Origin of the sequence: Mesorhizobium sp. M7A.F.Ca.US.008.03.1.1 (assembly GCF_003997495.1) — a bacterium.
GTDB lineage: Bacteria > Pseudomonadota > Alphaproteobacteria > Rhizobiales > Rhizobiaceae > Mesorhizobium.
In genome coordinates this window covers 75,956-99,683 of the sequence record NZ_RZRU01000019.1, presented here as the reverse complement: position 1 = coordinate 99,683, position 23,728 = coordinate 75,956, and the positions used below count along the sequence as shown (strand labels likewise).

Genomic DNA, 23,728 nt, shown 5'->3' with positions numbered 1-23,728 from the left:
CCGGGTTTTTTTTGTTTGTGACTTGCCGGGCTTGGGGCGGAGCCTCTCCGTCCTTATTTCCTCTCGGGCGATGTCGGGTTGTGCTCATCCCGAACGTCCTTGGAATGACACTTCAGGGAGAGGTTCATGCATCGCAACAAGGTCGTTTCGCGCGAAGACTGGTTCCAGGCGCACAAGACGCATCTGGCCCGCGAGAAGGAACTGACGCGGCTTCGCGAGCGGATCGCGGCTGAGCGACGTGAACTGCCCTGGCTGAAGATCCGGAAGGACTATGTCTTCGAGACCGGGCAAGGGCCGAAGAGACTGGCCGACCTGTTTGCCGGTAACAGCCAGCTGATCGTCTATCACTTCATGTTCGGGCCGGGCTGCACCCATCATTGCGAGGGCTGCTCGTTCCTTGCCGACCATATCGACGGCGCCAATCAACATCTGCGGCATCACGACGTGTCGCTGGTCGTCGTTTCGCGCGCTCCACTGGCGGAACTTCTGCCTTACAAGCAGCGCATGGGCTGGAAGTTCGACTGGGTGTCGTCCTATGCCTCGGATTTCAACTTCGACATGCAGGTCTCCTTCACCGGCAAGCAGATCGCCGCCGGTGACACCACCTACAATTTCGAGACCCGTCCACGGACATCGAAGGAGCTTCCCGGCACCAGCGTTTTCTACCGGGACGAGAACAGCGACATCTTCCTCACCTTCATGTCGCGCGCCCGCGGCGGCGAGGCGCAGATCGGCGCCTACGACTATCTCGACATGACCCCGAAGGGCCGCAACGAGAACGGCCCCTATCACGGACTGATGGATTGGGTGCGGCTGCACGATGAATATCAGGACAAGCAAGCGAGGCAGGCGAGTTGCTGCGATTGAAGATCGTTCCCGTCGGCCAAAACATGGGCTAAGGCTGCAGCTGATCGTTTAACGGTGTTCCCATGCGCTTCCCGGCCCTGCTCACCTGGCTCGCCTTCCCGGTCTATATCTGGCAAGGCCTCGGCGTGCGACGCCGCACCACGCGCATGCTGCCGGCGCAAGGACCGGTCATGCACGAGATATCAGGCAAGACGCCTGATATCTCGCTTCTGGTGCTGGGCGATTCTTCCGCCGCTTCGGTCGGCATCGGCAATTCGGAAGATGGGCTCGCCGCGCAGCTCGCTGTGCTGATTTCACAAAATACCGGCCGCGCCGTGCGCTGGCGGGCGGCCGGCTTCAATTCGGCAACGTCGGGCCAGATACGCGACCATGTCCTGCCCAATCTGTCGGCCGATCCGTGGACGCATATCGTGCTGGCCATCGGCACCAACGACACCAAGAATTTTCACTCCGTGCCGCGCTTCAAGAAGGAGTTTGGTGGCCTGCTCTACGGCCTGCGCGCCAAATGGCCGGAAGCGCGCGTGGTGTGGTCGCCGGTGCTGGAATTCACGCGGGCGCCCGCCATGCCGCCGCTGCTCGGAAAAATCCTTGAGATCCGCGCCACCGACATGAACCGGATGGGCGAACGCCTTTGCCTGGAGCGCGGCGCGGTGCCGGCGCCGCGCCTGCCGATCACCAATCCGGAAGCCGGCTTTGCCTCGGACGGCTTTCACGCATCGGAAGCAGGCTACCGGGCCTGGGCCGAGCATCTGGTTGGCCCGGTGCTGGGCAATTGAGCACCAAGGGCAGGTGCCGTTCTGCCAGATTCTACGTCAAATGCCCGAGCACGGCCGCCAGTGAAATCGCGGCCATGGCGAGCAGTGCCAGCTTCCAGAAATCACCGCGTCGCTTGAGGCCTGGCCAGCCAAGCGGCTTGATCAGTTGAATGACCATGAAACCGACGATGACAAGGGCGAGGAATTTCGTCATGCCGCCTTTGACCAGCAACGCGCCCGGCTGTCAAAGCACGTCGCTCATTGCCTGAGAAAGAACGACGCCGCGATCCTAGGTCGGAACGCGGCGCCCGCCTGCGACTGGGAAACGATCTACTTCAGCGGCTTGAGGCCAGCCTCGATCGAGGCCCGCTTCGGCTCGAGGAATGGCGGCAGGGCCAGGCTTTCCCCCAGCGTTTCCATCGGCTCGTCGGCGGTGAACCCCGGCCCGTCGGTTGCGATCTCGAACAGGATGCCGTTCGGCTCGCGGAAGTAGAGCGAGCGGAAATAATAGCGCTCGACCTCGCCGCTCGACGGCAACCGGAACTCCGCCAGCCGCGCCGTCCATTGATGCAGCGTCTCCTGGTCCGGCGCCCTGAAGGCGACATGGTGAACCGCACCCGCGCCTTGCCTCGCCGGCGCCAGTCCCGGTTGCACCAGGACATGCAACTCCGCCGCCGGCCCGCCCTCTCCCATTTCGAAGACGTGAACCTGCCCCTCCGGCGAGACATAGTCGCGTGCCTTGCGCATGTTCATCACCTTGGTCACCACCGCCTCGGTGTTGGTGATGTCGGGAACGCTGATGACGATCGGCCCGAGCCCGCGAATCTGGTGCTCGACCGGTACCGGGCTTTGCGCCCAGGGATGGCTGCCGACCTTGCCGCCATCGCTGACCAGGCGCAGACGCTGGCCCTCGGGATCTTCGAAGTCCAACGACGCATAACCGCCGATATCGGCGATCTCTCCTGTTGCCAGGCCTTCGTCGGTCAAGTGTTGCTTCCACCAGGCAAGGCTCTCCCGGCTGCCGACCCTGAGGCTGGTCCGCACGATGCTGTGGGTGCCGCGCCGCTCGCGGCCGACCGGCCAGTCGAAGAAGGTAAGGTCGGTGCCCGGTGTCGCTTCGCCGTCGGCATAAAAGAGGTGGTAGGCCGAGGTGTCGTCCTGGTTTACGGTCTTCTTGACCAGCCGCAGACCCAGCACCTTGGTGTAGAAATGAAGATTGCCCGGCGCATTGGCGGTGATGGCGGTCAGATGGTGGATACCTGTCAGTTGCAAGCTCATCGTCGTCTCCCTGCTGTTGGGGAAGAATTTTCTCCCTTCATATCAGACCTGCGGTCACCTCGCTGAAGGCCGCGTATTCCGACAGTCCGTCGCCGGAAGCTGAACAGCGGCGCCGAAAACAACGTCGTCGCCATGAACAATCGGAAGTCGCAAACCTGCCTTGAGGCACCGTTCGATGCGGCGAAAGCGATGCCTTGCCTGCGGCGCGCGCACCGGCCGCAACTATTGTCTGACGCCCTGACATCCTCCTGACAGACTGCTGTCAGGAGGGGTATGCGATAGTGCCCCTACACAGAGAGAGGAGACCTAGCCATGAACGGTTACACCATTCTGCGCGGCATGCAGCACTATGTCGGCAAGATCCGCACGATACGCAATGAGATCCGCACCCAGCGGTTCATGAACTCGCTGCCGGCGGACATTCGCAAGGATATCGGCTGGCCGGACATGTATGCGGACCGTGGCCCTCGCGGCAATTGAAGCCAATTTTTCGACCCGGTTGGATGTGGGCGCGTCAACGCCCAGATAACAGGTCCGGTGCGTGAGGATGGGAGCGAGCTTATGCCCGAACAGAAGACGATCGGTTTCCTTTTCATCGAAGGTTTTGCCGACTGGGAGTATGGGCTGCTAGCGGCCTCGGCGGTCGAATGGTTCGGCGCCCGTGCCGTGTCGCTGACGCCTGATGGCAACCCAGTGACCGGGATCAGCGGCTTTCGGCTGACGCCCGATCGGTCGACAGGCGCCGGCGAGAATGCCGACCTCGATGCCATTGCCGTCATTGGCTCCGACCAGTGGACCGGCAAGGCACCGCCTGATGTCGGCAACCTTCTTGCCGCCATTGCATCGCGCGGCGGCGTGGTCGGCGGTATCTGCGCCGGCACGCTGGCGCTAGCCCGCGCCGGCCTGTTCGAGAAGGCCAAGCATACCAGCAATGGTCGCGACTGGATCAATGGTCATGAGGCCGGCTATGCCGGCGACAGCCTTTATCAGGATGTGCCGCATGCCTTGGCCGACGGCAAAATTGTTTCCGCGCCAAGCTCGGCGCCGGGCACCTTCGCGCTCGCCTTTCTGAAGACGCTCTACCCCGAAAGAGGCAGCGATCTCGCGCAGATGCGAACGCTGTTCGCCAAGGAGTATGCTGAAGCCTCCTGACAGTATGCTGTCAGGAGGGGCATGCAATGGTGCGAACTTCAGACACCCGTGCATCGGCAGTCGAAAGGACGATCGATGGAGAGCTGGAACGACAGACTGAGCACACCAGGCATCAATGGCGTGAAGCCGACGCCGCGCACGATGGCCGATGTCGTCGAAGGCCAGTCTATGCTGGTGCCGACAGCGCGCCAGGTCGATGATTTCATCCGCTCGATTCCCGAAGGCGTCGAGATGGATGTGCGTGCGCTGCGTACAGCACTTGCCGTCGAGCATGGCGCCGAAGTGACATGCCCGGTCACCATAGGCTATCATCTGCGCACTGTTGCCGAAGCCGCCAACGAGGACCTCCAGCGCGGCATGACGCTGAGTGACGTGGCACCGTTCTGGCGCGTGCTCGATGCGAAAACGCCGACGACGAAGAAACTGTCCTTCGGCGCGGAGTTCGTCGCCGCGCAGCGCAAGCGCGAAGGGCTGAAACCATGAGGCATGCCGCCCAAAGGTATTCTGCGGTCTTGGGATAACGGCATGCGCGAAAACACGATGCATGTTGCCCAAAGGTGGACGCCAGTTTTGGGCGACATGCATAGAGACAACGCCGAGGGACCATACGATGCGCCGCGCCGACAGGCTCTTTCAGATCGTGCAGCATCTGCGCGGTGGCCGACTGGTCACCGCCCAGAAGCTCGGCACGTGGCTCGAGGTTTCCGAGCGAACCATCTATCGCGACATTGCCGATTTGCAGTCGACCGGGGTGCCGATCGACGGCGAGGCCGGCGTTGGCTACATGATGAGGGAGGGTTTCGATCTTCCGCCGCTGATGTTCACGCGTGACGAGATCGTCGCGCTGGTTGCCGGCGCCCGTATGGTGCGCGCCTTTGGCGGTGCTGCCATGGCGCGTGCTGCCGACGAGGCGCTGGTCAAGATCGGCGCCGTCCTGCCCGATGCCGAAAAGGACCGCATCGCGCGCACCGAGATCCACACGCCGATGTGGGTGGTCAGCGACGCCGCCCGCGAGGCGATCGACCTGATCGAGCGCGCGGTCGAAAAGCGCCAGGTGCTGACCATCGACTATTCCGACGAGGCCGGCCGCGGCACCGCCCGCGATATCCGTCCGCTTGGCCTGTGGTTCTGGGGCAAGGTGTGGACGCTGGTCGCCTGGTGCGAGATGCGCGACGATTTCCGCGCCTTCCGCATCGATCGCATCGCCTCTGTGGTCATCGCCGGCCGCATCTTCAAGCCGGAGCGCGGCAAGCAGCTGGCCGACTTCTACCGCGCGGTGGAGCGCAGCGAGGACTATGGCATGGCGCCGGATCGCGCGGCGCGCAGCTGAGACCTGACGCAGCCACAAAAAAGCCCGCTCGAAGCGGGCTTTTTTCGCGGAATGTCAGACAACCTCAATCGTCATCGTCATTGTCGGTGTTCTTCGACTTCAGGGCCGAGAGCTTGGCGAACACAGCGTTGGCGTCGAGTTCGGCGTCCTCGTCCTTCGGCTTTTCGGGAGCCGGCACCAGCCGCTCGGTCAGGGCCGCAGGCAGCAGCGTGTCGCCGACCGGCTGCGCCTGTTCGCGGCCGCGCGAGGCGCGGTTGACTTCCATGTCGAGGTCGATCTGCGAGGCAAGGCCCAGCGTCACCGGGTCCATCGGCTGCAGATTGGCTGAGTTCCAGTGCTTACGCTCGCGGATCTGTTCGATCGTCGACTTGGTGGTGCCGACGAGGCGCGAGATCTGCGCGTCCTTGAGCTCGGGATGGTTGCGCACCAGCCAGAGAATGGCATTCGGCCGGTCCTGGCGCTTCGACAGCGGCGTGTAGCGCGGACCCTTGCGCTTGGATTCGGGCACCCGCACCTTGGGGTCCGAAAGCTTCAGGCGCTGGTTCGGGTCCTTCTCGGCGCGCGCGATCTCGTCGCGGGTGAGCTGTCCGGTCATGATCGGGTCCATGCCCTTGATGCCTTGCGCCGCTTCGCCGTCGGCGATTGCCTTGACCTCGAGCGGATGCAGCCCGCAGAACTGCGCGATCTGCTCGAAGGAAAGTGCGGTATTGTCGACCAGCCAGACGGCGGTCGCCTTGGGCATCAGCAGCGTATTGGCCATTTTACAAATCCTTCTCGTTCGCCCGCGTTCCCGCGCGGGCGGTGGTTTAGAGCCACCAAAATGGGAAATTCGCGGTCTGTATAACCGCTCTCGGGTCGTTTCGCAACGTTTTTGGAAGCGGCGATCGGATAGCGCTCGCGCCGTTGAGCGTAGCGGATTCAAACTGACATGGTGATCGCCGAAAAGGTTGCGCACACCCGGCGACCATCAGATCGCCAAGAGCGCGTCGAACTTTGTTGAGGTGGCTAGTGGCGATCAGAACTTGATGCCGAGATCGACCTTGGCACCCTTGGTCGGCGGCACTGCCTCCGCCGAACTGCCGGAATCGGACACACCGAGCGTGGCGTTGGGAGCGAGATGTCGGTCAACCTCAGATTGTTGTCGAGCCGCACGGGGTTGCCGCCCCAAAAGACAAAACCCGCCGGACGGGGTCCAGCGGGCTTGGAACCGCGACGGAAATCCGTCTGATGCGGCTCTGGCTTCTATGGCATGGTCCGGCATTTTTGGGCCGGACCATGCTCGAATTCAGATAGCCCTGCGGGCGATCTTCTCGATGTCGGCGCGGTTGATGCCGAGATCGCTGAGCTGACGTGCGTTGAGACGGTTCAGTTCGCGGACGGTCTCGGTGTACATACGCCAGTTACGGAAAGCGCGGATCGGGTTCATGGTAGTCCTCCAGAACGATGTTCGTTTCGATGCTGCTCAAATAGGCGTCATCGAGGAGGACTTGAATGGCTGATTTTGCATAGCAATGATGCAAATGCTGCATTGCAGCATTAAGCTTCTGTTCATCTTGTAGGCAGTGAGGCGGACGCCCGGGGCGTATCGAGACTGGTCAGGCGGGCTCACCTGAATATCGATACGTCCTAGCCGACGTCGAGCACGATCTTGCCGATATGTTCGCCGTCTTCCATCCGCTCATGCGCCCGCCAGGCCTCGCCGAGCGGGAAGATCATGTCCATCACAGGAGCAACCTTGCGCGTGCCGAGCAACGGCCACACCTGGGCTTCCAGAGCCGCCGCGATCGCCGCCTTGAACTCGACGGTGCGCGGCCTCAGCGTCGACCCGGTGTGGGTAAGCCGCTTGACCATGATCTTCGAAAAGTCCGCGCTTGCGACAGCACCGGCCTGCACGGCGATCTGGACGATTCGCCCCTCGACCGCCGCGGCTTCGTAGTTGCGCCCCACATAGTCGCCGCCGACCATGTCGAGGATGACATTGGCGCCCTTGCCGCCCGTTGCCTCCTTGACCGCGGCGACGAAATCCGCCTCGCGATAATTGATCGCGCGGTCTGCGCCGAGTTTCAGGCAGGCGTCGCATTTCTCCTTGCTGCCGGCGGTGGTGATGACATAGGCGCCGAATGCGGAGGCAAGCTGGATCGCCGTCGTGCCGATGCCGGACGAGCCGCCATGGACGAGCAGCGTCTCGCCTTTCTTGAGGCCGCCACGCTCGAACACATTGTGCCAGACGGTGAAGTAGTTTTCCGGCACCGCCGCGGCTTCGGTATGGGTGAAGCCCGCCGGCAACGGCAGCACGCTACCGGCATGGACCTTGACATATTCGGCATAGCCGCCGCCGGGCGTCAGCGCGCAGACGCGGTCGCCGATGCGCCAGCGTGATATGTCGTCGCCAAGGGCGGCCACTTCACCCGAGGCTTCCAGGCCCGGCAGGTCCGACGCGCCGGACGGCGGCGGATAAGCGCCCATGCGCTGCTGGACGTCGGGCCGGTTGACGCCGGCGGCATGCACCTTGATCAGGATCTCGCCGGGACCGGGCTGCGGCACGTCGCGCGTTTCGGGTTTCAAAACCCGGGGCCCACCCGGCTCCGAGATCGCGATGGCCGTCATTCTTGCCGGAATTTTCTGTCCGCTCGCCATGAGATTTCCCGTCTTTCCTTGCCGTTGCCCGATCGGCTGTTTGCATCGACGCCCCTGCCCTATGTATGCTGATTGCCAAATCAGGCAAATGGCCAATCTGGTCTTGGCGGAGGAGGAGCGACATGGCGATCTTCGACGACGAACCCAAGAAGAAGGCGCGCCCGCACGAGATCGGGCAGGACCTGTCATTGCTTTCCGTCAGTGACTTGACCGAACGGATCGGCATCCTGCGCGACGAGATTGCCAGGCTGGAGGCAGAGCTCAAGGCCAAGGACACCACTAAATCGGCGGCCGAAGCACTGTTCCGCCGCGGATAGACGCTCGGCCCTAGAGCCCGCCGCCGAAAAGCCCGAATGCGACTGTCTTCAGACCCAGCGTCCCCGCCAAACCTTGAGCCGGATCAACCAATGTTCGCAACCTACCGACCGATCCTCTCGCTGCTTCGCGGCACCGCTTTCCTGCTCGCGGCGTCTGGATTGCATGGGCTGCTCTTGCCCCTGCGCGGTCAACTCGAAGGCTTCTCGACCGCATCGCTCGGCTTGATGGGCACGGCCTGGGCCGGCGGCTTCGTCACCGGCTGCTTCTTCGCACCGCGCATCGTGCGCCGCGCCGGCCACGTGCGCGCCTTTGGCGCCTTTGCCGCATCCGGCGCCATCGTGGCGCTGCTGACCGGGCTGATCATCGACGAATATGTCTGGATCCTGCTGCGCGCCTTCACCGGCTTCACCATGGCCGGCGCCTTCATGGTCATCGAAAGCTGGCTGAACGAGAAGGCCACCAACGAGAACCGCGGCACCGTCTTCGGCCTCTACATGATGGTGACTTATGCCTCGATCATGGGCGGGCAGATGATCGTCGCCGGCGGCGACGTGAAGTCCGCGTCGCTGTTCATGATCACCGGCATCCTGTTTTGCCTGTCACTCATTCCGACGGCGGTCTCAAGCGCTTCGCACCCCAAACCGTTGCAGGACGTCTCGCTCGACGTCAAAGGCCTTTATGCCAATTCGCCGGTATCGGCGGTCGCTTGCGTGTTGATCGGCATCGCCAACGGCGCCTGGGGCACGCTTGGCGCCGTCTATGGCGCCCGCATCGGCATTTCCACGGCCGAGATCGCCCTGATGATGAGCCTTGTGGTCGTTGCCGGTGCCGCCATGCAGCTTCCGGCCGGACGTCTGTCCGACAAGACCGACCGGCGTTTCGTGCTGGCCGGGGCGGCTTTCGGCGGGGCTTTGTTCGCGCTCTTGATCTTCCTGTTCGAGCCACGCTCCGGCGTCTTCGTCATCGTCTTCACCGCAGCCTATGGCGCCTTCGCCTACACGCTCTATTCGATCGCCGTGGCGCATGCCAACGACCACGCGCGCTCGGAGGATTTCGTCAAGGTATCTGGCGGGCTGTTGCTGCTCTACGGCTTCGGCACGATGATCGGACCTTTGCTTGCCGCTGCCCTGATGGGCTGGATGCGCCCGGAAGGTCTGTTCCTGGCGACCGCCTTCGCGCATCTCTGCCTGGCGAGCTACACGCTGCTGCGCATCAGCCGCCGCGCGCCGGTGCCGATCGGCGATCGTGACGCCTTCAAGACGCAGCCGGCCGATCGGTCGGTGACCCCTGAAGCATTGCGGCTTGATCCCAGAAGAAAAGCAGAAGCAGACGGTTGAGATTCGAAAGGCTTTGCCTCACTAATACAGGCATGATGTTTTCCGACGCCTTCATGGCGATTGCCGATCCCAACCGGCGCCATCTTCTGGAAGAACTTCGCCGCGGCCCGAAAACCGTCACCGAACTGGCCGCCGGTTTGCCGGTGTCGCGCCCAGCTGTGTCGCAACATCTGAAAGTGCTGCTCGATGCCGGCCTGGTCCACGCCAAGCCGGAAGGCACAAGGCGCGTCTATACGGTGAGCGGCACCGGCTTCCTCAAACTCAACATCTGGCTCGATCAATTCTGGGAAGCCTGAGCTTCTCAGTGTCATTGCCAGCGGTTCGGCGCCAGCGGTTCGGCCAGTTGACCGACCGAATCGACCAGCGCCTGGGGCAGGGTCGTGCATCATCCCGATCAGCCATCATTGTAGGGAAAGAACTTGAAGTAGGGCTGCGCTTCCTCGACAACCCGGGCGAAGGAAGGCCGCTGCAGCAGGCGGTCGTGATAGCGCTTCACAGCCGGATACTTGTCGCCGAACGGCTCGACCTTGTTGGCATAGAACAGCGCGGGGGACGCTGCGCAATCGGCCATGGTGAAAGCGTCGCCCATCGCCCAGATCTTCGACTGCATGTCTTGTTCGATGATGGCGTAGGAATTGCGCAACTGGTCGCGAGCCTGCTCGACGCCGAACGGGTCGGTCTTGTCGTCGGGGCGCAACCGGTCGCCGACGATCTTCTGCATCGGCTCCTGCACGTAGAAGTCATAGAAGCGGTCGCCCTGGCGAACTGCCAGCGCCAGGTCGATGTCGGCGGGCACAAGGTCGAGCGGCCCTGGATAATGCGCGGCCAGATATTCGACGACGATGGTCGATTCCAGCACCGTGCGGTCGCGCACGTCGTCGCGCAGCGCCGGCATCTTGCCGGCCGGCGAAATCTTCAGGAAGGCCCCGCGCGATTCAGCATCGCCAAGATCGACGATGACAGACGTGAACGGCGTCGCGTTCTCATACAGCGCGATCAACGGCTTCCAGCAGAAAGAGGCCAACGGATGGAAATGAAGCGTCAGGGACATTTTTTGCTCATCTGTTTCGTGGTTCATCAAGGGCCGGTGCCGTGCTGCTCATCAAGGTCAATGCGGCAAGCATAGCCCGTCAAAGCCCGCTTTTGCCGCTTCAAACGGCGTGGGCGTGAGCGACGATGCCTGCGACAATCACATCCCAGTCTTCCGGGTGCAGCTCGTGGCCGCCGCCTTCGATCCGGATGATTTTCGCGCCGGTGACCGCCTCGGCCAGCGCCTCGCCATGTTCGACCGGAAAGATCGGATCAGCCGTGCCATGGATGACCAGCAACGGCGCCGCGATCTCGTGCAGGCGGCCCTTCCAGGCGTCGCCGCCGTTGAGCACGAAATGGTTGGTCGCGCTCAGCAAGCCGCCGGAGCGGTCGTAATCCTGCTCGACAAAGGCCCGCATCCGGGCCTCGTCGAATGGATGCGCGGTGCTGGCGATCGCCCGCGCATCCCTGACCATGAAATCGACCACCTGGCCACGGTCCGACCAATCGACTTTGGCGCCCTCGGCCGATTGTTCCATGTAGGCTTCGGTCGTCCCGGGAAGGTCGGATGTGTCGATTCCCACCGGCGAACTGCTGATCACAGTCAAAGAAATGACACGCGAGGGATGTTTCAACGCCACAAGCTGCGCGATCATGCCGCCCATCGACATGCCGACGACATGCGCCTTGCTGATGCCGTGGTCGTCGAGAACATGCATTGCATCGTCGGCCATATCATCGAACGTGTAGGGCGGTGCTCCCGGCGGATATTTGGTCGAACGGCCGGTATCGCGGTTGTCGTAGCGGATCACGAACAGGCCGGCACCGGCCAGTTTCCGGCAAAACGCCTCCGGCCACCACAGCATCGAGGCCATCGCTCCCATGATCAGCAACAGCGGCGGGTTCGCCGGATCGCCAACGGCTTCGGATATGATCTTGGGGCGTTCGGTGGTCGTCATGGCACTGTCTCCCATCACATAACTGATTGCATTTTGCAATCGGTTGCACGATAATAAAACCGATACGATAATGCAACTGGTTTTGGAGAAGAATCTTATGAGCATGGATCGCCGGTCCGGGTGCCCGATCAACCTGTCGCTGGAAGTGTTCGGCGATCGCTGGAGCCTGATCATCCTTCGCGACATGATCTTCGGCGGCAGGCGTCATTTTCGCGAGCTGCTCAACGGATCGATGGAAGGCATCGCCTCCAACATCCTCGCCGACCGGCTGAAGCGGCTGATGGAACTGGGCATGCTGACCAAGGCCGACGACCCCTCACACAAGCAGAAGGCGATCTACAGCCTGACCGAGATGGCGATCACGCTGGTGCCGATCCTGGCACATCTCGGCGCCTGGGGCCGCGTCTGGCTACCGGTCAGCGACGAATTGTCGATCCGGGCCGAACTTCTGGAAAAGGGCGGACAGCCGATGTGGGACAAATTCATGGACGAGTTGCGCCATGAACATCTCGGCATGCCGCTCGATACAATGTCTGGCCCTTCGGTCCGCGCGACCTTGCAGGCCGCCTATGAGACGTTGGTTGCCAGCAAAGCTCTCGCCGCCGACTCTGCCGCTTGACCAACTTATTTTCCCGTTTTGGGGCCGGCTCTGCTAGAAGAGGCGGAAAATCACAATTCACGGGATTGGATAAGGTCTTGGTTGAGAACTCTCGGGATGCTGCCCGCGCACGCGCCGACCTGCGCTTCAAGAAGCAGGAAGAGGCGGCATCCGTCCGCCAGAAGGCGATGGCCGAATACGTCGCCGAGAGCGATGCCCGCCAGGCCAAGACCAACAAGCTGCGGGCGCTGCGTCTCGCCAAGGAAGCCGAAGACCTCGCCAACGCGCCGGCGGAACCTGCCAAGAAGCCGGCCCGCGCCAAGAAAAAATGACCTGAAGCCGCACAGGCACCAAACCCTATCCGGATGGTGGCTGTGAAGGTCGCTTTCCATCCCACTTCTTCACGCGAAGCAATTTCAACCGAAACCGGGATGTTATCTCGCCCGCCGACGGTCGATGATCGACGCGTTTTCAGACAGGAGACTGCCATGACCGCACTGCCGCTCGAAAAAGCCAGGCAAATCATCGATGCCGCCTTTGCCAGGGGCGTCGATCTCAAGCTCAAGCCGCTCGGCGTCTCGGTGCTCGACGCCGGCGGGCATCTGGTCGCCTTCCAGCGCCAGGACGGCGCCTCGTTCCTGCGCCCGCAAATGTCGGCCGGCAAGGCCTATGGTGCGCTCGCCATCGGCATGGGCTCACGCAAGGTCGAGGCCTTCGCCAAGGAGCGCCCGCACCTCGTCGCCGGCATTTCGGACGTCTCCGGCGGACGCGTGCTGCCGGTCGTCGGCGGCGTGCTGATCCGCGACAAGGCCGGGGCCATCATCGGCGCCGTCGGAATTTCAGGCGACACGTCGGACAATGACGAAGCCGCGGCAATCGCCGGCATCGAGGCCGCCGGCTTCACCGCCGATCCGGGCTGAGCGTCGGCGCCGGCTCTAACTAATTCAAATTGATGTCCCGGCTGGCTGACCGCATCGACACAGCGAATCCGGCCAGCACGTCGAACAGGGCGATGACCATCAGCGTGAAGAAGACGGAATGGGCGGCGCCCTTCACCAGCAGGAACTCGACCAGGAAGGCCACGAACACCAGCGTCGACAGAAGATGGTCCATGATCGAGGCATTGGTCGTGCGCACCGACTTCGCCATTTCGAGGAACAGGAAGACCAGCCCGATCAGTATCATCAGGTCGCCCAGCGTCATCGAGAACACCCCGCCCGACATCATGCTGAAGGAGAAGACCTCGCTCGCCCACGGATCGTCGCCGCTGCCGAATATTCCAAGCAGTCCGAGGTTGTAGAGCACGAAAGGCACGATCAGCAGCGGAATGGCACCGAACATCTGGCGTCTCCATGTGGGGCAATCCTTTGTAGAATGCGCCACAGGCACCCAGTCAAGATTTTTCGGCGGCAGCGCTGAACACGGTCGAAGACCGTACGCAACAACCATGTCAGCCGGCTGCCTGCAACGGTTGTCGCCCATGCTTCGAGCATGCGCGCGACCCGGCCCTCAAACGCAAAAGGACCGGCCACCGGCCGGTCCTTTTGGAATTCAAACCTTTGGAAAGGCTGGTCTCAGCTTTCCTTGGGCGTCAACACCTGGCGACCGCGATACATGCCGGTCTTCAGGTCGATATGGTGCGGACGGCGCATTTCGCCGGAATTCTTGTCCTCGACATAAGTCGGGGCCTTGAGGGCGTCGGCCGAGCGGCGCATGCCGCGCTTGGACGGAGAGGTTTTGCGTTTCGGAACGGCCATGGATATGCTCCATTACATGGTCAAAAGCCCCGCCCGCCCTCGTGAAAGGGCCATGTCGGGGCCTAAATCTGAGAAAGTCGGGTGCCTATACACGCCCTGTGCCGTTTTGGCCAGCACTGGCGCGAATTTTTTTGGATCGGCTAGCGGAGACAGGCGACATAGGCACCTGAGCGGCCGGCTCGCCGCTCGATCAGATTGGCAAGCCGCCTCAGGCCAGGTCCGGGCTTGGCCGGATTGCGGGCGATCGGATTTGGCAAAGAGACCGCAAGCAGGGCGGCCTGCCGTCGCGACAGCTGTTTTGCCGAAACGCCGAAATGGTGCTGTGCCGCGGCCTCGATGCCATAGATGCCCGGCCCCCACTCGGCGATGTTGAGATAGATTTCCATAATGCGCCGTTTCGACATCACCGCATCGAAATAGACGGCCAGCGGCAGTTCGACCACCTTGCGCACCGAGCCCAGCGGCCGCGACCAGAGAAACAGGTTCTTGACCGTCTGCATGGTAATGGTCGAGGCGCCGCGCGTCGCTTCGCCGGCCAACGCGTCGTCGACGACGCCTCTCAGCTCGCCGAGATCGACACCACGATGAAAGCAGAACTGCCCGTCCTCCGACATGATGACGGAATTGGCCAGCACCGGCGACACGTCGTCGATCGACACCCAGCGGCGGTCGTAACCGGAGAACGTCGCCAGGTCCTTCAGCATCAGCGTCGAGACAGGATGCACGAAGAACGGCAGGTACAGAAACGTCAGCACGACCGGAATCAAAGCCAGCACCGCGGCCACGACGATGCCGCGCCGGACCCAGCGCTTGAGACCACGGCGGTTTACGCCCCGCGATCTCGTCGCCATGTCCAGCTTTTCGGTTTCATGATCGACGATCGGTTCCGCCAAGCCGCCCAACCCGTGCCAGAGAGCTCGTTTTGAAACGCGCTCCTGTGAGTCATGTGACGGTGTTTTCGAGAACCGGAGCGGAGCATACATTGGAGTACGCAAGCACCGGAGCGCAGAAAACGCCCTCAGATGACCGCAGGAGGTGAGTTTCCAAACGGGCTCTTACTGCTCCGGCATAATGGCGCTTGCCTTCTTGCGCAACGTCTGAGTGTCGGCTACCGGTCCCGGCCATGACGAATCACGACCAAATGGCGTTCGAAATGGCGCTCATCAGGCGGGCGGCCGCCGTCGAGGTGCTGCTGCGGCGGCTACTCGACGACCGTGCACTTTCGGGCGAGATCGCGCGGCCCGAGCGGCTGATGGCAGCCATGCGCCACGGCGTGCTGAACGGCGGCAAGCGCCTGCGGCCCTTCCTGGTCATGGAAAGTGCGGCCCTTTTCTCTGCCGATGGCGAGGCGGCACTGCGTGTCGCCGCCGCACTTGAATGCGTGCATTGCTATTCGCTGATACACGATGATCTGCCCGCCATGGACGACGATGATCTGCGCCGTGGCCAGCCGACCGTGCACAGAGCCTTCGACGAGGCGACCGCTATCCTGGCTGGCGATGCCTTGCTGACACTGGCCTTCGACATCATCGCTGGCGAGGCGACCGGCCTGCCGGCGGAGCGGCGGGCGGCCCTGGTGCTGGCGCTGGCCCGCGCCGCCGGACCCGGCGGCATGGTCGGCGGCCAGAAGCTCGACCTCGAAGCCGAACAGACGCCGCCGGACGAGGCCGGCATCATCCGGCTGCAGGCGATGAAGACCGGCGCTCTGATCCGTTTCGCCTGCGAGGCAGGTGCCCTCATCGCCGGCGCCCCGGCCGATGACCGCGAGCGGCTGGCCGAATTCGGCTCGGCGATCGGTCTTGCCTTCCAGCTTGCCGACGACCTGCTCGATTTGACCGCCGATGCCAGCCAGATGGGCAAGGCGACCCGCAAGGACGCCGCCGCCGGCAAGGCGACGCTGGTGGCCTTGCATGGTGCGAATTGGGCACGCGGCCAGCTTCACGGCCTCGTCCAACAGGCGCATACGCTGCTTAAGCCCTATGGCGACGATGCCCAGTTGCTGAAAGAAGCGGCGACGTTCGTGGCGACCCGCACCAGTTGAGGTTGGCGCCAACCCAGATATCGAGCTGACTAAAGCTCGCTCGTCCTCCGCCGGCCAATTCAGAAATAGAACTTGAGCGGAAGCCTGCCTAGGCAGAGGATCGACATCGCTTTGCCATCCGCACGGCAAGCACGCGGTGCGGATAGATTTGGAGGGTGCCATGTCGACCACCGACAAACTGTTCAGCGGTTCCATTGCCGAGGTCTACGACCGGGCGATGGTGCCGCTGATCTTCGAGCCATATGCGCGGGATCTGGCGGAGCGGGTGTCGAAGCTCGGGCCGCAATCGGTGCTCGAAGTGGCGGCGGGCACCGGCGTGGTGACACGTGCGATGGCAGCAAAGCTGCCGGCGCAAGCGCGCATCGTGGTCACCGACCTCAACCGGCCCATGCTCGACCACGCACGCACGCGGATGGCGGACGATCCTCGCATCACCTGGCAGCAGGCCGATGCCCAGGCGCTTCCCTTCGAGGACGCACAGTTCGACGCCGTGGTCTGCCAGTTTGGTGCGATGTTCTTCCCCGATCGGGTGGGCGCCTACGGGCAAGCGCGGCGGGTGATGCGGCCGGGCGGGCATTTCCTGTTCAACGTGTGGAGTGCCATCGAAGAGAACGAGTTCGCCGAGGAGGCGACGCGGGCACTCGGCCATTTCTTCCCGGCCGATCCGCCGCGCTTCATGGCGAGGACGCCGCATGGCTATCACGACGCGGACGTCATCCGCGCCGACCTGCATGCCGCCGGCTTCCGTGACATCACCATAGAGCCGCTGGATGCTGTCAGCGCCGCTTCCTCGCCATATGAGGCGGCCACGGCCTATTGCCAGGGCACACCCCTGCGGGCCGAGATCGAGGCACGCGGCGGCTCGCTGGAGGAGGCGACGCGACACGTGGCGAATGCCCTTGGGAAACGGTTCGGGGAAGGCCCGGTGAGTGGCCGCATCCGCGCCCTCGTCGTGGAAGCGGCCTAGGCGTGCTGTCCATCCGGCGGCTCGCATGGCCTGCCTACGCGCACGAACGAAATTTTAATGTAAATGAAGCGTAATCCCGGCCATTAAATGGTGCGTATGTGTTGGGGTTGCGCATGCCTGAATATTCGTCCTTCATCCGGTCGGTCCGGATCCGCTATATTTCAGGGTTGCTGATCTTCGCACTGGCTTCCGCCGGAATCGTGATTGCGCTTGATCGCGTCAATTCCTTTCGCCGCGACATCGATGCGCTGAGCAGCAACCTCGTCATCTTCACCCGCGACCTGCGCAACGCGACCAGCTTTGCCGAGACGACCGGCACCGCCTGGCGGGCGGAGACACGCGATGCCCTGACCACATCGGCGCGCGGCCATTCGGAGCGCCTGACCGGCGAGATCGAGACGCTGACTGCCCAGCTTGCGGCGATCAAGCCGCGGCTGTCGATCAAGACCGTCAACGAACTCCAGTCCGCTTCAGTTAACGGCGATCTGTTCTGGTCGCCGCGCGACATGGTGCGCAATTTCAACCTGATGTCGGTGGCGCAGAAGGTCGACGAGTGGAGCTATCGCGAAATCCGCAACCAGAACGATCTGTTCGCCCAGCCGATGCTGGTCCGCGTCCGCACCGCCATGGACGATGAGCGCCATCTGGCCGATGCCTCCAGCGACAGGCTGTTGTTGTGGGCGAGCGGCATCCTGTTCGCGGCCCTTGCCATCGTTGCCTTCTGGATCTTCCGTCCGATGGAAGTGGCGATCCGCCGCGCCTTCGCCGAATCCGCCGAATCCCTGTTCAAGGCCGAGGCCGCCGACCGAGCCAAGTCAGAATTCCTGGCCAATATGAGCCACGAAATCCGCACGCCGATGAACGGCGTGCTCGGCATGGCCGAACTGCTGGCCAAGACCGATCTGACCGCGCGCCAGAAGACCTTCACCGACGTCATCGTCAAATCCGGCAACGCGCTGCTCACCATCATCAACGACATCCTCGATTTCTCCAAGATCAATGCCGGGCAACTCACTCTGGACCCTGCTCCCTTCCGCCTTTCCGAAGCGGTCGAGGATGTGGCGACGCTGGTCTCGGCGCGCGTCGCCGAAAAGAACCTCGAACTGATCGTGCGCGTCGATCCGCGCCTGCCGGCCCATGTCGTCGGCGACGCCGGCCGGTTCCGGCAGATCATCACCAACCTGCTCGGCAACGCGGTGAAGTTCACCGAGAAGGGTCATGTGCTGATCGATGTCGGCGGAGAGATCGTCAATGACGTGGTCCAGCTCAAGGTTCGCGTCGAGGACACCGGCATCGGCATACCGGCCGAGAAGCTGCAGAACGTGTTCGAGAAATTCGCACAGGTCGACGGCTCGTCCACCCGCCGCCATGAGGGCACGGGGCTGGGCCTCGCCATCGCCGCCCGCCTCGTCGACCTGATGGCAGGCAAGATCGGCGTCGAAAGCGAGATTGGCCGCGGCTCCGTGTTCTGGTTCTCGGTGCCGCTGCCCGCGCATCAGGCAGCGGCGCGCGACGAGATCGTGCCGGTCGACGTCACCGGCGCGCGCGTGCTGGTCATCGACGACAATCCGGTCAACCGCGAAATCCTGCTCGAGCAGCTCAGGAGCTGGAGCTTCGATTGTGCCGCCGCCGAAAGCGGTGCCGTCGGCCTGGCTTTCCTCGACCGCGCCTTTCAGCTCGGGGCCGCCGTCGACTGCATCATCCTCGACTACCAGATGCCGGGCATGAACGGCGCCGACGTCGCCAGAGCCATTGCGTCCGACAGCCGGCTATCCTCCATCCCGGTGGTGTTGCTGACCTCGGTCGACCAGGTCGATTTCGGCAGGATGATCATCGACTTCGGCATATCAGCACACCTGACCAAGCCGGCGCGCTCCGCGGTGCTGCTCGGCACCGTCATCTCGGTCATCCAGAAGGCCCGTTCGCAGGTCGGCAAGGCGCGGTTCGTCCGCGAACCGATCGTGCAGGCTCCCCCGGCAGCGCCGCCCGCCTTCACCGTCATCCGCGGTCCGGCAATGCCGGTCGCGGCAGCGCCGGAATCGACAACCACGCCGAACGGACCGATCGACATCCTCATTGCCGAGGACAATGACGTGAACCAGTTGGTCTTCGGCCAGATCCTCAATGGGTTGGGCTTGAGCTACCGCATCGCCGGCAATGGCCGCACGGCGGTCGAGATGTACCGGGCGCTGCGCCCCAAGCTGATTCTGATGGACGTCTCGATGCCCGAAATGAACGGCTACGAGGCGACCCGCGCCATCCGGGCGATGGAGGTCTCGACGGGCACCCACATCCCGATCATCGGCGTCACCGCGCACGCGCTGAAGGGTGATCGCGACAAGTGCATCGAATCAGGCATGGACGACTATCTGCCGAAGCCCGTTTCGCCCGACCGCCTGGGCACCAAGATCGGCACCTGGCTCAGCGAGACGGTGGTGGCCAAGACGGCTTAGCCACCTCCTCGAAACCTCAGACGGTTGCATCCAGATGATAGCGGCGCATCCAGTCGAGGCTCGTGTCGTCGGAGAGCTTTGCAACGCCGGGGCTCACGTCCTTGGCGTCAGGCGCTCGGATCCCCAGGGCTTTGCAGATGTCTAGCAATGTCGCAGCCGGGTTCGCGGCAAGACGCTCATAGTCGACCCGCAGCGGGAATATGTCTTGCGCTGCGAACCAAATGTTCCAGGCCGCATCATAGGTCTCGAGTTCCGCGACCTCACGCCTGATCCGCTCGAAATCATATTGGGGCTCTTTCGGCGGCGCGACCCTTTCGATCTCGGTGCCGTCGGGAGCGATATGCCAAAGACCGGTCTGCTCTGCCTTGACCAGGGAGACAGCCTGCGCAAGCTTGTCCTCCCGCGAGAGGTGTATGTAGAGAATGCGGCCAAAGGCCTTTTCGAGACGGGCTCTGTCGGATGGCAGTTTTGGGAAAATCCGGTCGAGGATCGCCGAGAGCTCATCCAGATTTTCGCGCATCAAGCGAAGGCCGAAGAGGCCGGTCCCACCCTTGCCGGCAGCGATCGCCGCGTTGAGATAGGCGACATTGAAGTCGAGCTCACTCATCGTGTCGCGATCGGGCAGCTGCCACTCTTCAGCCCATTCCAGAACATCCTGCCGCCGATAGAATGAGTGCGGATCGCCAGCCGTCTTCGTGGATGCCAGAAGCTTGCACAGGAGCGTGCTTCCGGTCCTCGGTGTGCCGCAGATAATGTATCCATCGAACATGTTGTGCCCATGCAGCTTGTCAAAGGCAGGGGCTGTTGCCCCTGGTAAGATGGCCGCCGCTATAGCTGAAATCTTTGCTGGATGCGACGTCACGGCTGTCGCTTTTAAATGCCTCTCAGACAAGACATCCTGCCGGAAGCGGCCAAATTACCGGTTGCGCACCACCACGCATGCCCCACCGATGCTTTGCAATTTCTGGCAGATGACGTTGGCCTCGGCGCGGTGGTCGACACCGATCCGGACCGCGTAGATACCCCGCCGGCCGATTGGCGTGCGCACCCGGCTGACCACCGGATCATGCCCGTTGAGCAGGGCCGGGAACCGGCTCCTTACCCTGAGCCACTGGTTGATCGCGGCACTGCGGCGAAAATTACCAGCCACCTGGATGCCCCACGGCTTTACGTTGATCGAGGCCATCGCCACGGTCCGCGACATGATCACCGGCAGCTTTCGGCAAGCGACGGCAAAATCCGCCTTTGCGTCGAGCGGCTCGACCTTTCCGGCATAGGCCCGGTCCGTGAACTTGTCGGCAGGTTCGCCCATGATGTCGAAGACATAGCTTTCGGTTTCCATCGGCAGGAAACCGCCGGAGCTGAGCCAGCGCGACACCCGGCTCTCGCCGGCATTGTAGGCGGCGGCTGCCAGGCCGAGATTGCCGTAGCCGGTTTTCATTTCGGCAAGATATTTCGCCGAAGCCGGGATCGCCTGGTTGATGTCGAAAGAATTGGCGAGCCCGCGCATCTTGGCGGTGCCCGGCATGAACTGGGCAATGCCTTCGGCACCGACCGGGCTGACGGCGTTGGGATCGAAACGGCTTTCCTTCCAGATCAGCCGGGCGAAGAAATCCCTGGGCAGGCCGTTCTGGTCGGCATGCGCCTGGATCAGATTGCAGACCTTGTCGATAAGCCGCTGCTTGGCGGATTGCGGCGGATCGGCCTGAGCCAGCGTCGACCAGACCAGCCCACACAGCAGGATCAGCGTCGCCCATAGGAAACGCTGCATTTGACCTACTCTGCCGCGGCCTTGCCGCCGCGACCGAACCGCTGTTCGATATAGTCGGCGACCATTTTCTCGAAATCCGCCGCGATTGACGGTCCGCGCAGCGTCGCCGCCTTCTTGCCGTCAACGAAGACAGGCGCGGTCGGCGTCTCGCCGGTGCCGGGCAGCGAAATGCCGATGTCGGCATGCTTGGACTCGCCCGGGCCGTTGACGATGCAACCCATCACCGCGACCTTGAGGTTCTCGACGCCGGGATATTTGTCGCGCCAAACGGGCATGTTCTTCCTGAGATCCGCCTGGATGTCCTGGGCAAGTTCCTGGAACACGGTCGAGGTCGTGCGGCCGCAGCCGGGGCAAGCAGCAACGATCGGCACGAACTGCCTGAACCCCATCGTCTGCAGCAACTCCTGCGACACCTGCACCTCGCGCGTGCGGTCGCCATTCGGCTCCGGCGTCAGCGAGATCCGGATGGTGTCGCCGATGCCTTGCTGGAGCAGGATGCCCATGGCGGCCGACGAAGCGACGATGCCTTTCGAGCCCATGCCGGCTTCAGTCAGGCCGAGATGCAGCGCATGATTGGAGCGGGTGGCGAGCTCGGTATAGACGGCGATCAGGTCCTGCACGCCGCTGACTTTGGCCGACAGGATGATTTTCTCGCGGCCAAGGCCGATCTCCTCCGCCATCTCGGCTGAGAGAATGGCTGACTGCACGATCGCCTCGCGCATCACCTCCTGCGCCGTCAGCGGAAAACCCTTGTCCTGGTTGTCGTCCATCAGCCGGGTCAAAAGCTCCTGGTCGAGCGAGCCCCAGTTGACACCGATGCGCACCGGCTTGTCATGTCTGATCGCCATCTCGACGATATCGGCGAACTGCCGGTCCTTCTTGTCCTTGAAGCCGACATTGCCGGGGTTGATCCGGTATTTGGCCAGCGCCTCGGCGCATGCCGGATGGTCAGACAAAAGCTTGTGGCCGATATAGTGGAAATCGCCGACCAGCGGCACGTTGATGCCAAGCCGAAGAAGCCGCTCATGAATGCGCGGCACGGCGGCGGCACTCTCGTCGCGATCAACGGTGATGCGCACGATCTCGGAGCCGGCCCGGTGGAGGGCTGCGACCTGCGCAACCGTCTGGTCGATATCGGCCGTGTCGGTGTTGGTCATCGACTGGACGACAACAGGCGCGCCACCACCGACGACCACGCCGCCGACATCGACGCCGACCGAGGTGCGGCGGGGGAAAGGAGAGGAAAAATATCCGGTCATGCCGGCAGCCTTTTGTCTCTGGAGCATCTTGTGTCCTGCATGGGCGCACAACGACGCCCCGGGCCGATGCGCTGAGGTCCGGGCATGAGGTGGAGGAGCAAAGATGGCTTGTCAATGGCGACAGGTCGCCACTGGCCGGAATCGGCACGCCGCCAGCGACCAGACAATCGCTGATCTGGCCAAACGGGCGACGGCCGAAGCGGAAATTGAACCGGTGCTAGTCCAGCTTCCGCTGACAGACCGGTGCTGGAAAATCAAAACCCTCCACACCGGCGGCGGGGGGCCGCCGGGAAAACAGGCCGCGGATACCGGGCGGCTATGTCAGGAGGGCATCAGTGCGTGGTCGGTTTTCCTCTTAGTTTTTCAATCTCGTCCTTGAGTGCCAGCTTGCGTCGCTTGAGATTCACGATTTCGAGGTCGTCGACCGATGGATGATTCATCGCGTCATCGATTTCACGTTCGATGTCGCCGTGTTTCCGCTGCAACTCATCAAGATGGGATGCAAGAGACATGATTGGTTCTCCCTTTCATGGTTTTCCTCGATTGCAACCGTCACGGCGCGTCCACCGCAGGTTCGCTTCTGTGACGGCACGGTGACAGTGTGCCACCTTCCGGGGGCGATGTCGAATGATCCGTGGTAGCATTCCACGACACCTTGAAATGTGATATGGCCTGCACGCCGGTGGCAAAACACCGGTCCCGCCCAATCAGGCCCAGCTTTGGGCGCCGCAGACGTGCAGACGGTAGAGAATGTCCGATCAGGAACAGGCCGATATTCGCCTCGAATTTTCCCGCCTGAAGCAGGAACACGCCGATTTCGATGCGGCCATCAACGCGATGATCGCCATGGCCTGCGATCCGCTGCAGATCCAGCGCATGAAGAAGAAGAAGCTGTTCCTCAAGGACCGGCTGATGGCGCTGGAAGACAAGATCATTCCCGACATCATTGCTTGAACGATGTGATGTACTGACGCCGCTCGAGCGCCAGGCAGCGGCGACCTCCATCTCCCTGCGCGGTCGTGTGACGGTGCCTTTTGGCCGGTCAATCGTCGGGCTCTTTTTCGCTGGTGCACCAGCCGCGACGGCGCTTCTCATACCGGGCGACCTCGCACGTGGAGCGCCTCGAACTCGATGGCTTCGTCGCACGCTTCCGCAAAACGGCGGCTGAGGACGGTCCTGCCCGGGCATTGATCCCACCCGTTCTTACGGATTGTCCGACG

At 62.8% G+C, this 23,728-nt stretch carries 30 protein-coding genes; 16 read left to right on the top strand and 14 right to left on the bottom strand.

Translation table 11 applies throughout. The annotated features are described in order from the left end of the window. Positions 1-126 precede the first annotated feature (126 nt). Together EOA16_RS23880 and EOA16_RS23875 are read left to right on the top strand one after the other, a co-directional pair. Positions 127-867, top strand: coding sequence for a thioredoxin family protein (locus EOA16_RS23880; protein ID WP_127260433.1), 741 nt, complete (start codon positions 127-129; stop codon positions 865-867). Between the two features lie 62 nt (positions 868-929). After that, positions 930-1,643 (top strand): SGNH/GDSL hydrolase family protein, encoded by a 714-nt coding sequence (locus tag EOA16_RS23875; RefSeq protein WP_127260432.1) that lies wholly within the window; start codon positions 930-932, stop codon positions 1,641-1,643. Between the two features lie 31 nt (positions 1,644-1,674). On the opposite strand, the gene EOA16_RS23870 is transcribed toward EOA16_RS23875, so the two are convergent. Together EOA16_RS23870 and EOA16_RS23865 are read right to left on the bottom strand one after the other, a co-directional pair. Further along, positions 1,675-1,836, bottom strand: a complete 162-nt coding sequence (locus EOA16_RS23870; protein ID WP_023810961.1) for a hypothetical protein — start codon at positions 1,834-1,836, stop codon at positions 1,675-1,677. 116 nt (positions 1,837-1,952) lie between these two features. Continuing rightward, positions 1,953-2,900, bottom strand: a complete 948-nt coding sequence (locus EOA16_RS23865; RefSeq protein ID WP_127260431.1) for a ring-cleaving dioxygenase — start codon at positions 2,898-2,900, stop codon at positions 1,953-1,955. A 312-nt stretch (positions 2,901-3,212) separates the two neighbouring features. Here EOA16_RS23865 and EOA16_RS23860 point away from each other — a divergent pair, with 312 nt between their 5' ends. The 4 genes from EOA16_RS23860 to EOA16_RS23845 all read left to right on the top strand — a co-directional run bounded on the left by EOA16_RS23860 (position 3,213) and on the right by EOA16_RS23845 (position 5,382). Then, complete coding sequence (locus EOA16_RS23860; protein WP_081738732.1) at positions 3,213-3,380, top strand: hypothetical protein; 168 nt, start codon at positions 3,213-3,215, stop codon at positions 3,378-3,380. 81 nt (positions 3,381-3,461) lie between these two features. Beyond that, entirely contained in the window at positions 3,462-4,052 is a 591-nt protein-coding gene (locus tag EOA16_RS23855) for a DJ-1/PfpI family protein (RefSeq protein ID WP_127260430.1), read from the top strand. A 75-nt stretch (positions 4,053-4,127) separates the two neighbouring features. After that, positions 4,128-4,535, top strand: coding sequence for a hypothetical protein (locus EOA16_RS23850; RefSeq protein WP_127260429.1), 408 nt, complete (start codon positions 4,128-4,130; stop codon positions 4,533-4,535). Between the two features lie 127 nt (positions 4,536-4,662). Next, positions 4,663-5,382 carry a YafY family protein gene (locus EOA16_RS23845; RefSeq protein WP_013529238.1) on the top strand — a complete coding sequence of 240 codons (720 nt, stop codon included), beginning with the start codon at positions 4,663-4,665 and terminating at the stop codon, positions 5,380-5,382. Between the two features lie 64 nt (positions 5,383-5,446). Here EOA16_RS23845 and EOA16_RS23840 read toward each other — a convergent pair whose 3' ends face one another. The 3 genes from EOA16_RS23840 to EOA16_RS23830 all read right to left on the bottom strand — a co-directional run bounded on the left by EOA16_RS23840 (position 5,447) and on the right by EOA16_RS23830 (position 8,019). Continuing rightward, positions 5,447-6,142, bottom strand: coding sequence for a DUF1013 domain-containing protein (locus EOA16_RS23840; RefSeq protein WP_127260428.1), 696 nt, complete (start codon positions 6,140-6,142; stop codon positions 5,447-5,449). 525 nt (positions 6,143-6,667) lie between these two features. Continuing rightward, positions 6,668-6,808: a DUF1127 domain-containing protein gene (locus EOA16_RS23835; protein WP_013529236.1), complete on the bottom strand. Its 141-nt coding sequence runs from the start codon at positions 6,806-6,808 to the stop codon at positions 6,668-6,670. Between the two features lie 200 nt (positions 6,809-7,008). Then, positions 7,009-8,019: an NAD(P)H-quinone oxidoreductase gene (locus tag EOA16_RS23830; RefSeq protein ID WP_127260427.1), complete on the bottom strand. Its 1,011-nt coding sequence runs from the start codon at positions 8,017-8,019 to the stop codon at positions 7,009-7,011. A gap of 122 nt (positions 8,020-8,141) precedes the next feature. On the opposite strand from EOA16_RS23830, the gene EOA16_RS23825 reads away from it, so the two are divergent. From EOA16_RS23825 to EOA16_RS23815, 3 genes are all read left to right on the top strand, one after another. After that, positions 8,142-8,336, top strand: coding sequence for a DUF1192 domain-containing protein (locus tag EOA16_RS23825; RefSeq protein WP_023810953.1), 195 nt, complete (start codon positions 8,142-8,144; stop codon positions 8,334-8,336). 90 nt (positions 8,337-8,426) lie between these two features. Then, complete coding sequence (locus tag EOA16_RS23820; RefSeq protein WP_127260426.1) at positions 8,427-9,674, top strand: MFS transporter; 1,248 nt, start codon at positions 8,427-8,429, stop codon at positions 9,672-9,674. Positions 9,675-9,706: 32 nt separating this feature from the next. Next, entirely contained in the window at positions 9,707-9,970 is a 264-nt protein-coding gene (locus EOA16_RS23815) for a metalloregulator ArsR/SmtB family transcription factor (protein ID WP_013529232.1), read from the top strand. A 98-nt stretch (positions 9,971-10,068) separates the two neighbouring features. Here the strand turns inward: EOA16_RS23815 and EOA16_RS23810 are convergent, their stop codons facing one another. Both EOA16_RS23810 and EOA16_RS23805 read right to left on the bottom strand, forming a co-directional pair. Then, complete coding sequence (locus EOA16_RS23810; RefSeq protein ID WP_127260425.1) at positions 10,069-10,725, bottom strand: glutathione S-transferase family protein; 657 nt, start codon at positions 10,723-10,725, stop codon at positions 10,069-10,071. 100 nt (positions 10,726-10,825) lie between these two features. Continuing rightward, complete coding sequence (locus EOA16_RS23805; RefSeq protein WP_127260424.1) at positions 10,826-11,662, bottom strand: alpha/beta hydrolase; 837 nt, start codon at positions 11,660-11,662, stop codon at positions 10,826-10,828. A 97-nt stretch (positions 11,663-11,759) separates the two neighbouring features. Here EOA16_RS23805 and EOA16_RS23800 point away from each other — a divergent pair, with 97 nt between their 5' ends. The 3 genes from EOA16_RS23800 to EOA16_RS23790 all read left to right on the top strand — a co-directional run bounded on the left by EOA16_RS23800 (position 11,760) and on the right by EOA16_RS23790 (position 13,180). After that, on the top strand, positions 11,760-12,281 hold the full coding sequence (locus EOA16_RS23800) for a helix-turn-helix domain-containing protein (RefSeq protein ID WP_127260423.1): 522 nt from the start codon (positions 11,760-11,762) through the stop codon (positions 12,279-12,281). Between the two features lie 77 nt (positions 12,282-12,358). Next, positions 12,359-12,592 (top strand): hypothetical protein, encoded by a 234-nt coding sequence (locus EOA16_RS23795; protein WP_127260422.1) that lies wholly within the window; start codon positions 12,359-12,361, stop codon positions 12,590-12,592. A 156-nt stretch (positions 12,593-12,748) separates the two neighbouring features. Further along, positions 12,749-13,180 carry a heme-binding protein gene (locus tag EOA16_RS23790; protein WP_127260421.1) on the top strand — a complete coding sequence of 144 codons (432 nt, stop codon included), beginning with the start codon at positions 12,749-12,751 and terminating at the stop codon, positions 13,178-13,180. Positions 13,181-13,199: 19 nt separating this feature from the next. Here EOA16_RS23790 and EOA16_RS23785 read toward each other — a convergent pair whose 3' ends face one another. The 3 genes from EOA16_RS23785 to EOA16_RS23775 all read right to left on the bottom strand — a co-directional run bounded on the left by EOA16_RS23785 (position 13,200) and on the right by EOA16_RS23775 (position 14,868). Next, positions 13,200-13,601 carry a hypothetical protein gene (locus EOA16_RS23785; protein ID WP_023810946.1) on the bottom strand — a complete coding sequence of 134 codons (402 nt, stop codon included), beginning with the start codon at positions 13,599-13,601 and terminating at the stop codon, positions 13,200-13,202. A gap of 233 nt (positions 13,602-13,834) precedes the next feature. Further along, positions 13,835-14,017, bottom strand: coding sequence for a 50S ribosomal protein L32 (gene rpmF, locus EOA16_RS23780; RefSeq protein ID WP_008834724.1), 183 nt, complete (start codon positions 14,015-14,017; stop codon positions 13,835-13,837). A 140-nt stretch (positions 14,018-14,157) separates the two neighbouring features. Further along, entirely contained in the window at positions 14,158-14,868 is a 711-nt protein-coding gene (locus tag EOA16_RS23775; RefSeq protein WP_245456007.1) for a transglycosylase domain-containing protein, read from the bottom strand. 272 nt (positions 14,869-15,140) lie between these two features. Here EOA16_RS23775 and EOA16_RS23770 point away from each other — a divergent pair, with 272 nt between their 5' ends. The 3 genes from EOA16_RS23770 (at position 15,141) to EOA16_RS23760 (ending at position 19,478) form a co-directional block, all read left to right on the top strand. Continuing rightward, positions 15,141-16,058: a polyprenyl synthetase family protein gene (locus tag EOA16_RS23770; protein WP_127260419.1), complete on the top strand. Its 918-nt coding sequence runs from the start codon at positions 15,141-15,143 to the stop codon at positions 16,056-16,058. Positions 16,059-16,218: 160 nt separating this feature from the next. After that, positions 16,219-17,025: a class I SAM-dependent methyltransferase gene (locus EOA16_RS23765; RefSeq protein ID WP_127260418.1), complete on the top strand. Its 807-nt coding sequence runs from the start codon at positions 16,219-16,221 to the stop codon at positions 17,023-17,025. 113 nt (positions 17,026-17,138) lie between these two features. Continuing rightward, on the top strand, positions 17,139-19,478 hold the full coding sequence (locus EOA16_RS23760) for a response regulator (protein WP_127260417.1): 2,340 nt from the start codon (positions 17,139-17,141) through the stop codon (positions 19,476-19,478). Positions 19,479-19,494: 16 nt separating this feature from the next. On the opposite strand, the gene EOA16_RS23755 is transcribed toward EOA16_RS23760, so the two are convergent. The 4 genes from EOA16_RS23755 to EOA16_RS23740 form a co-directional block, all read right to left on the bottom strand. Beyond that, a complete protein-coding gene (locus tag EOA16_RS23755; RefSeq protein ID WP_164754364.1) occupies positions 19,495-20,247 on the bottom strand; it encodes a Stf0 family sulfotransferase in 753 nt (250 codons plus the stop codon). A gap of 147 nt (positions 20,248-20,394) precedes the next feature. Continuing rightward, positions 20,395-21,249 carry a lytic transglycosylase domain-containing protein gene (locus EOA16_RS23750; protein ID WP_127260416.1) on the bottom strand — a complete coding sequence of 285 codons (855 nt, stop codon included), beginning with the start codon at positions 21,247-21,249 and terminating at the stop codon, positions 20,395-20,397. Positions 21,250-21,254: 5 nt separating this feature from the next. Next, positions 21,255-22,508, bottom strand: coding sequence for a flavodoxin-dependent (E)-4-hydroxy-3-methylbut-2-enyl-diphosphate synthase (ispG, locus tag EOA16_RS23745; RefSeq protein WP_164754368.1), 1,254 nt, complete (start codon positions 22,506-22,508; stop codon positions 21,255-21,257). Between the two features lie 332 nt (positions 22,509-22,840). After that, on the bottom strand, positions 22,841-23,020 hold the full coding sequence (locus EOA16_RS23740) for a YdcH family protein (RefSeq protein WP_013529217.1): 180 nt from the start codon (positions 23,018-23,020) through the stop codon (positions 22,841-22,843). Between the two features lie 238 nt (positions 23,021-23,258). Here EOA16_RS23740 and EOA16_RS23735 point away from each other — a divergent pair, with 238 nt between their 5' ends. Continuing rightward, positions 23,259-23,462: a DUF465 domain-containing protein gene (locus tag EOA16_RS23735; protein WP_013529216.1), complete on the top strand. Its 204-nt coding sequence runs from the start codon at positions 23,259-23,261 to the stop codon at positions 23,460-23,462. Positions 23,463-23,728 lie beyond the last annotated feature (266 nt).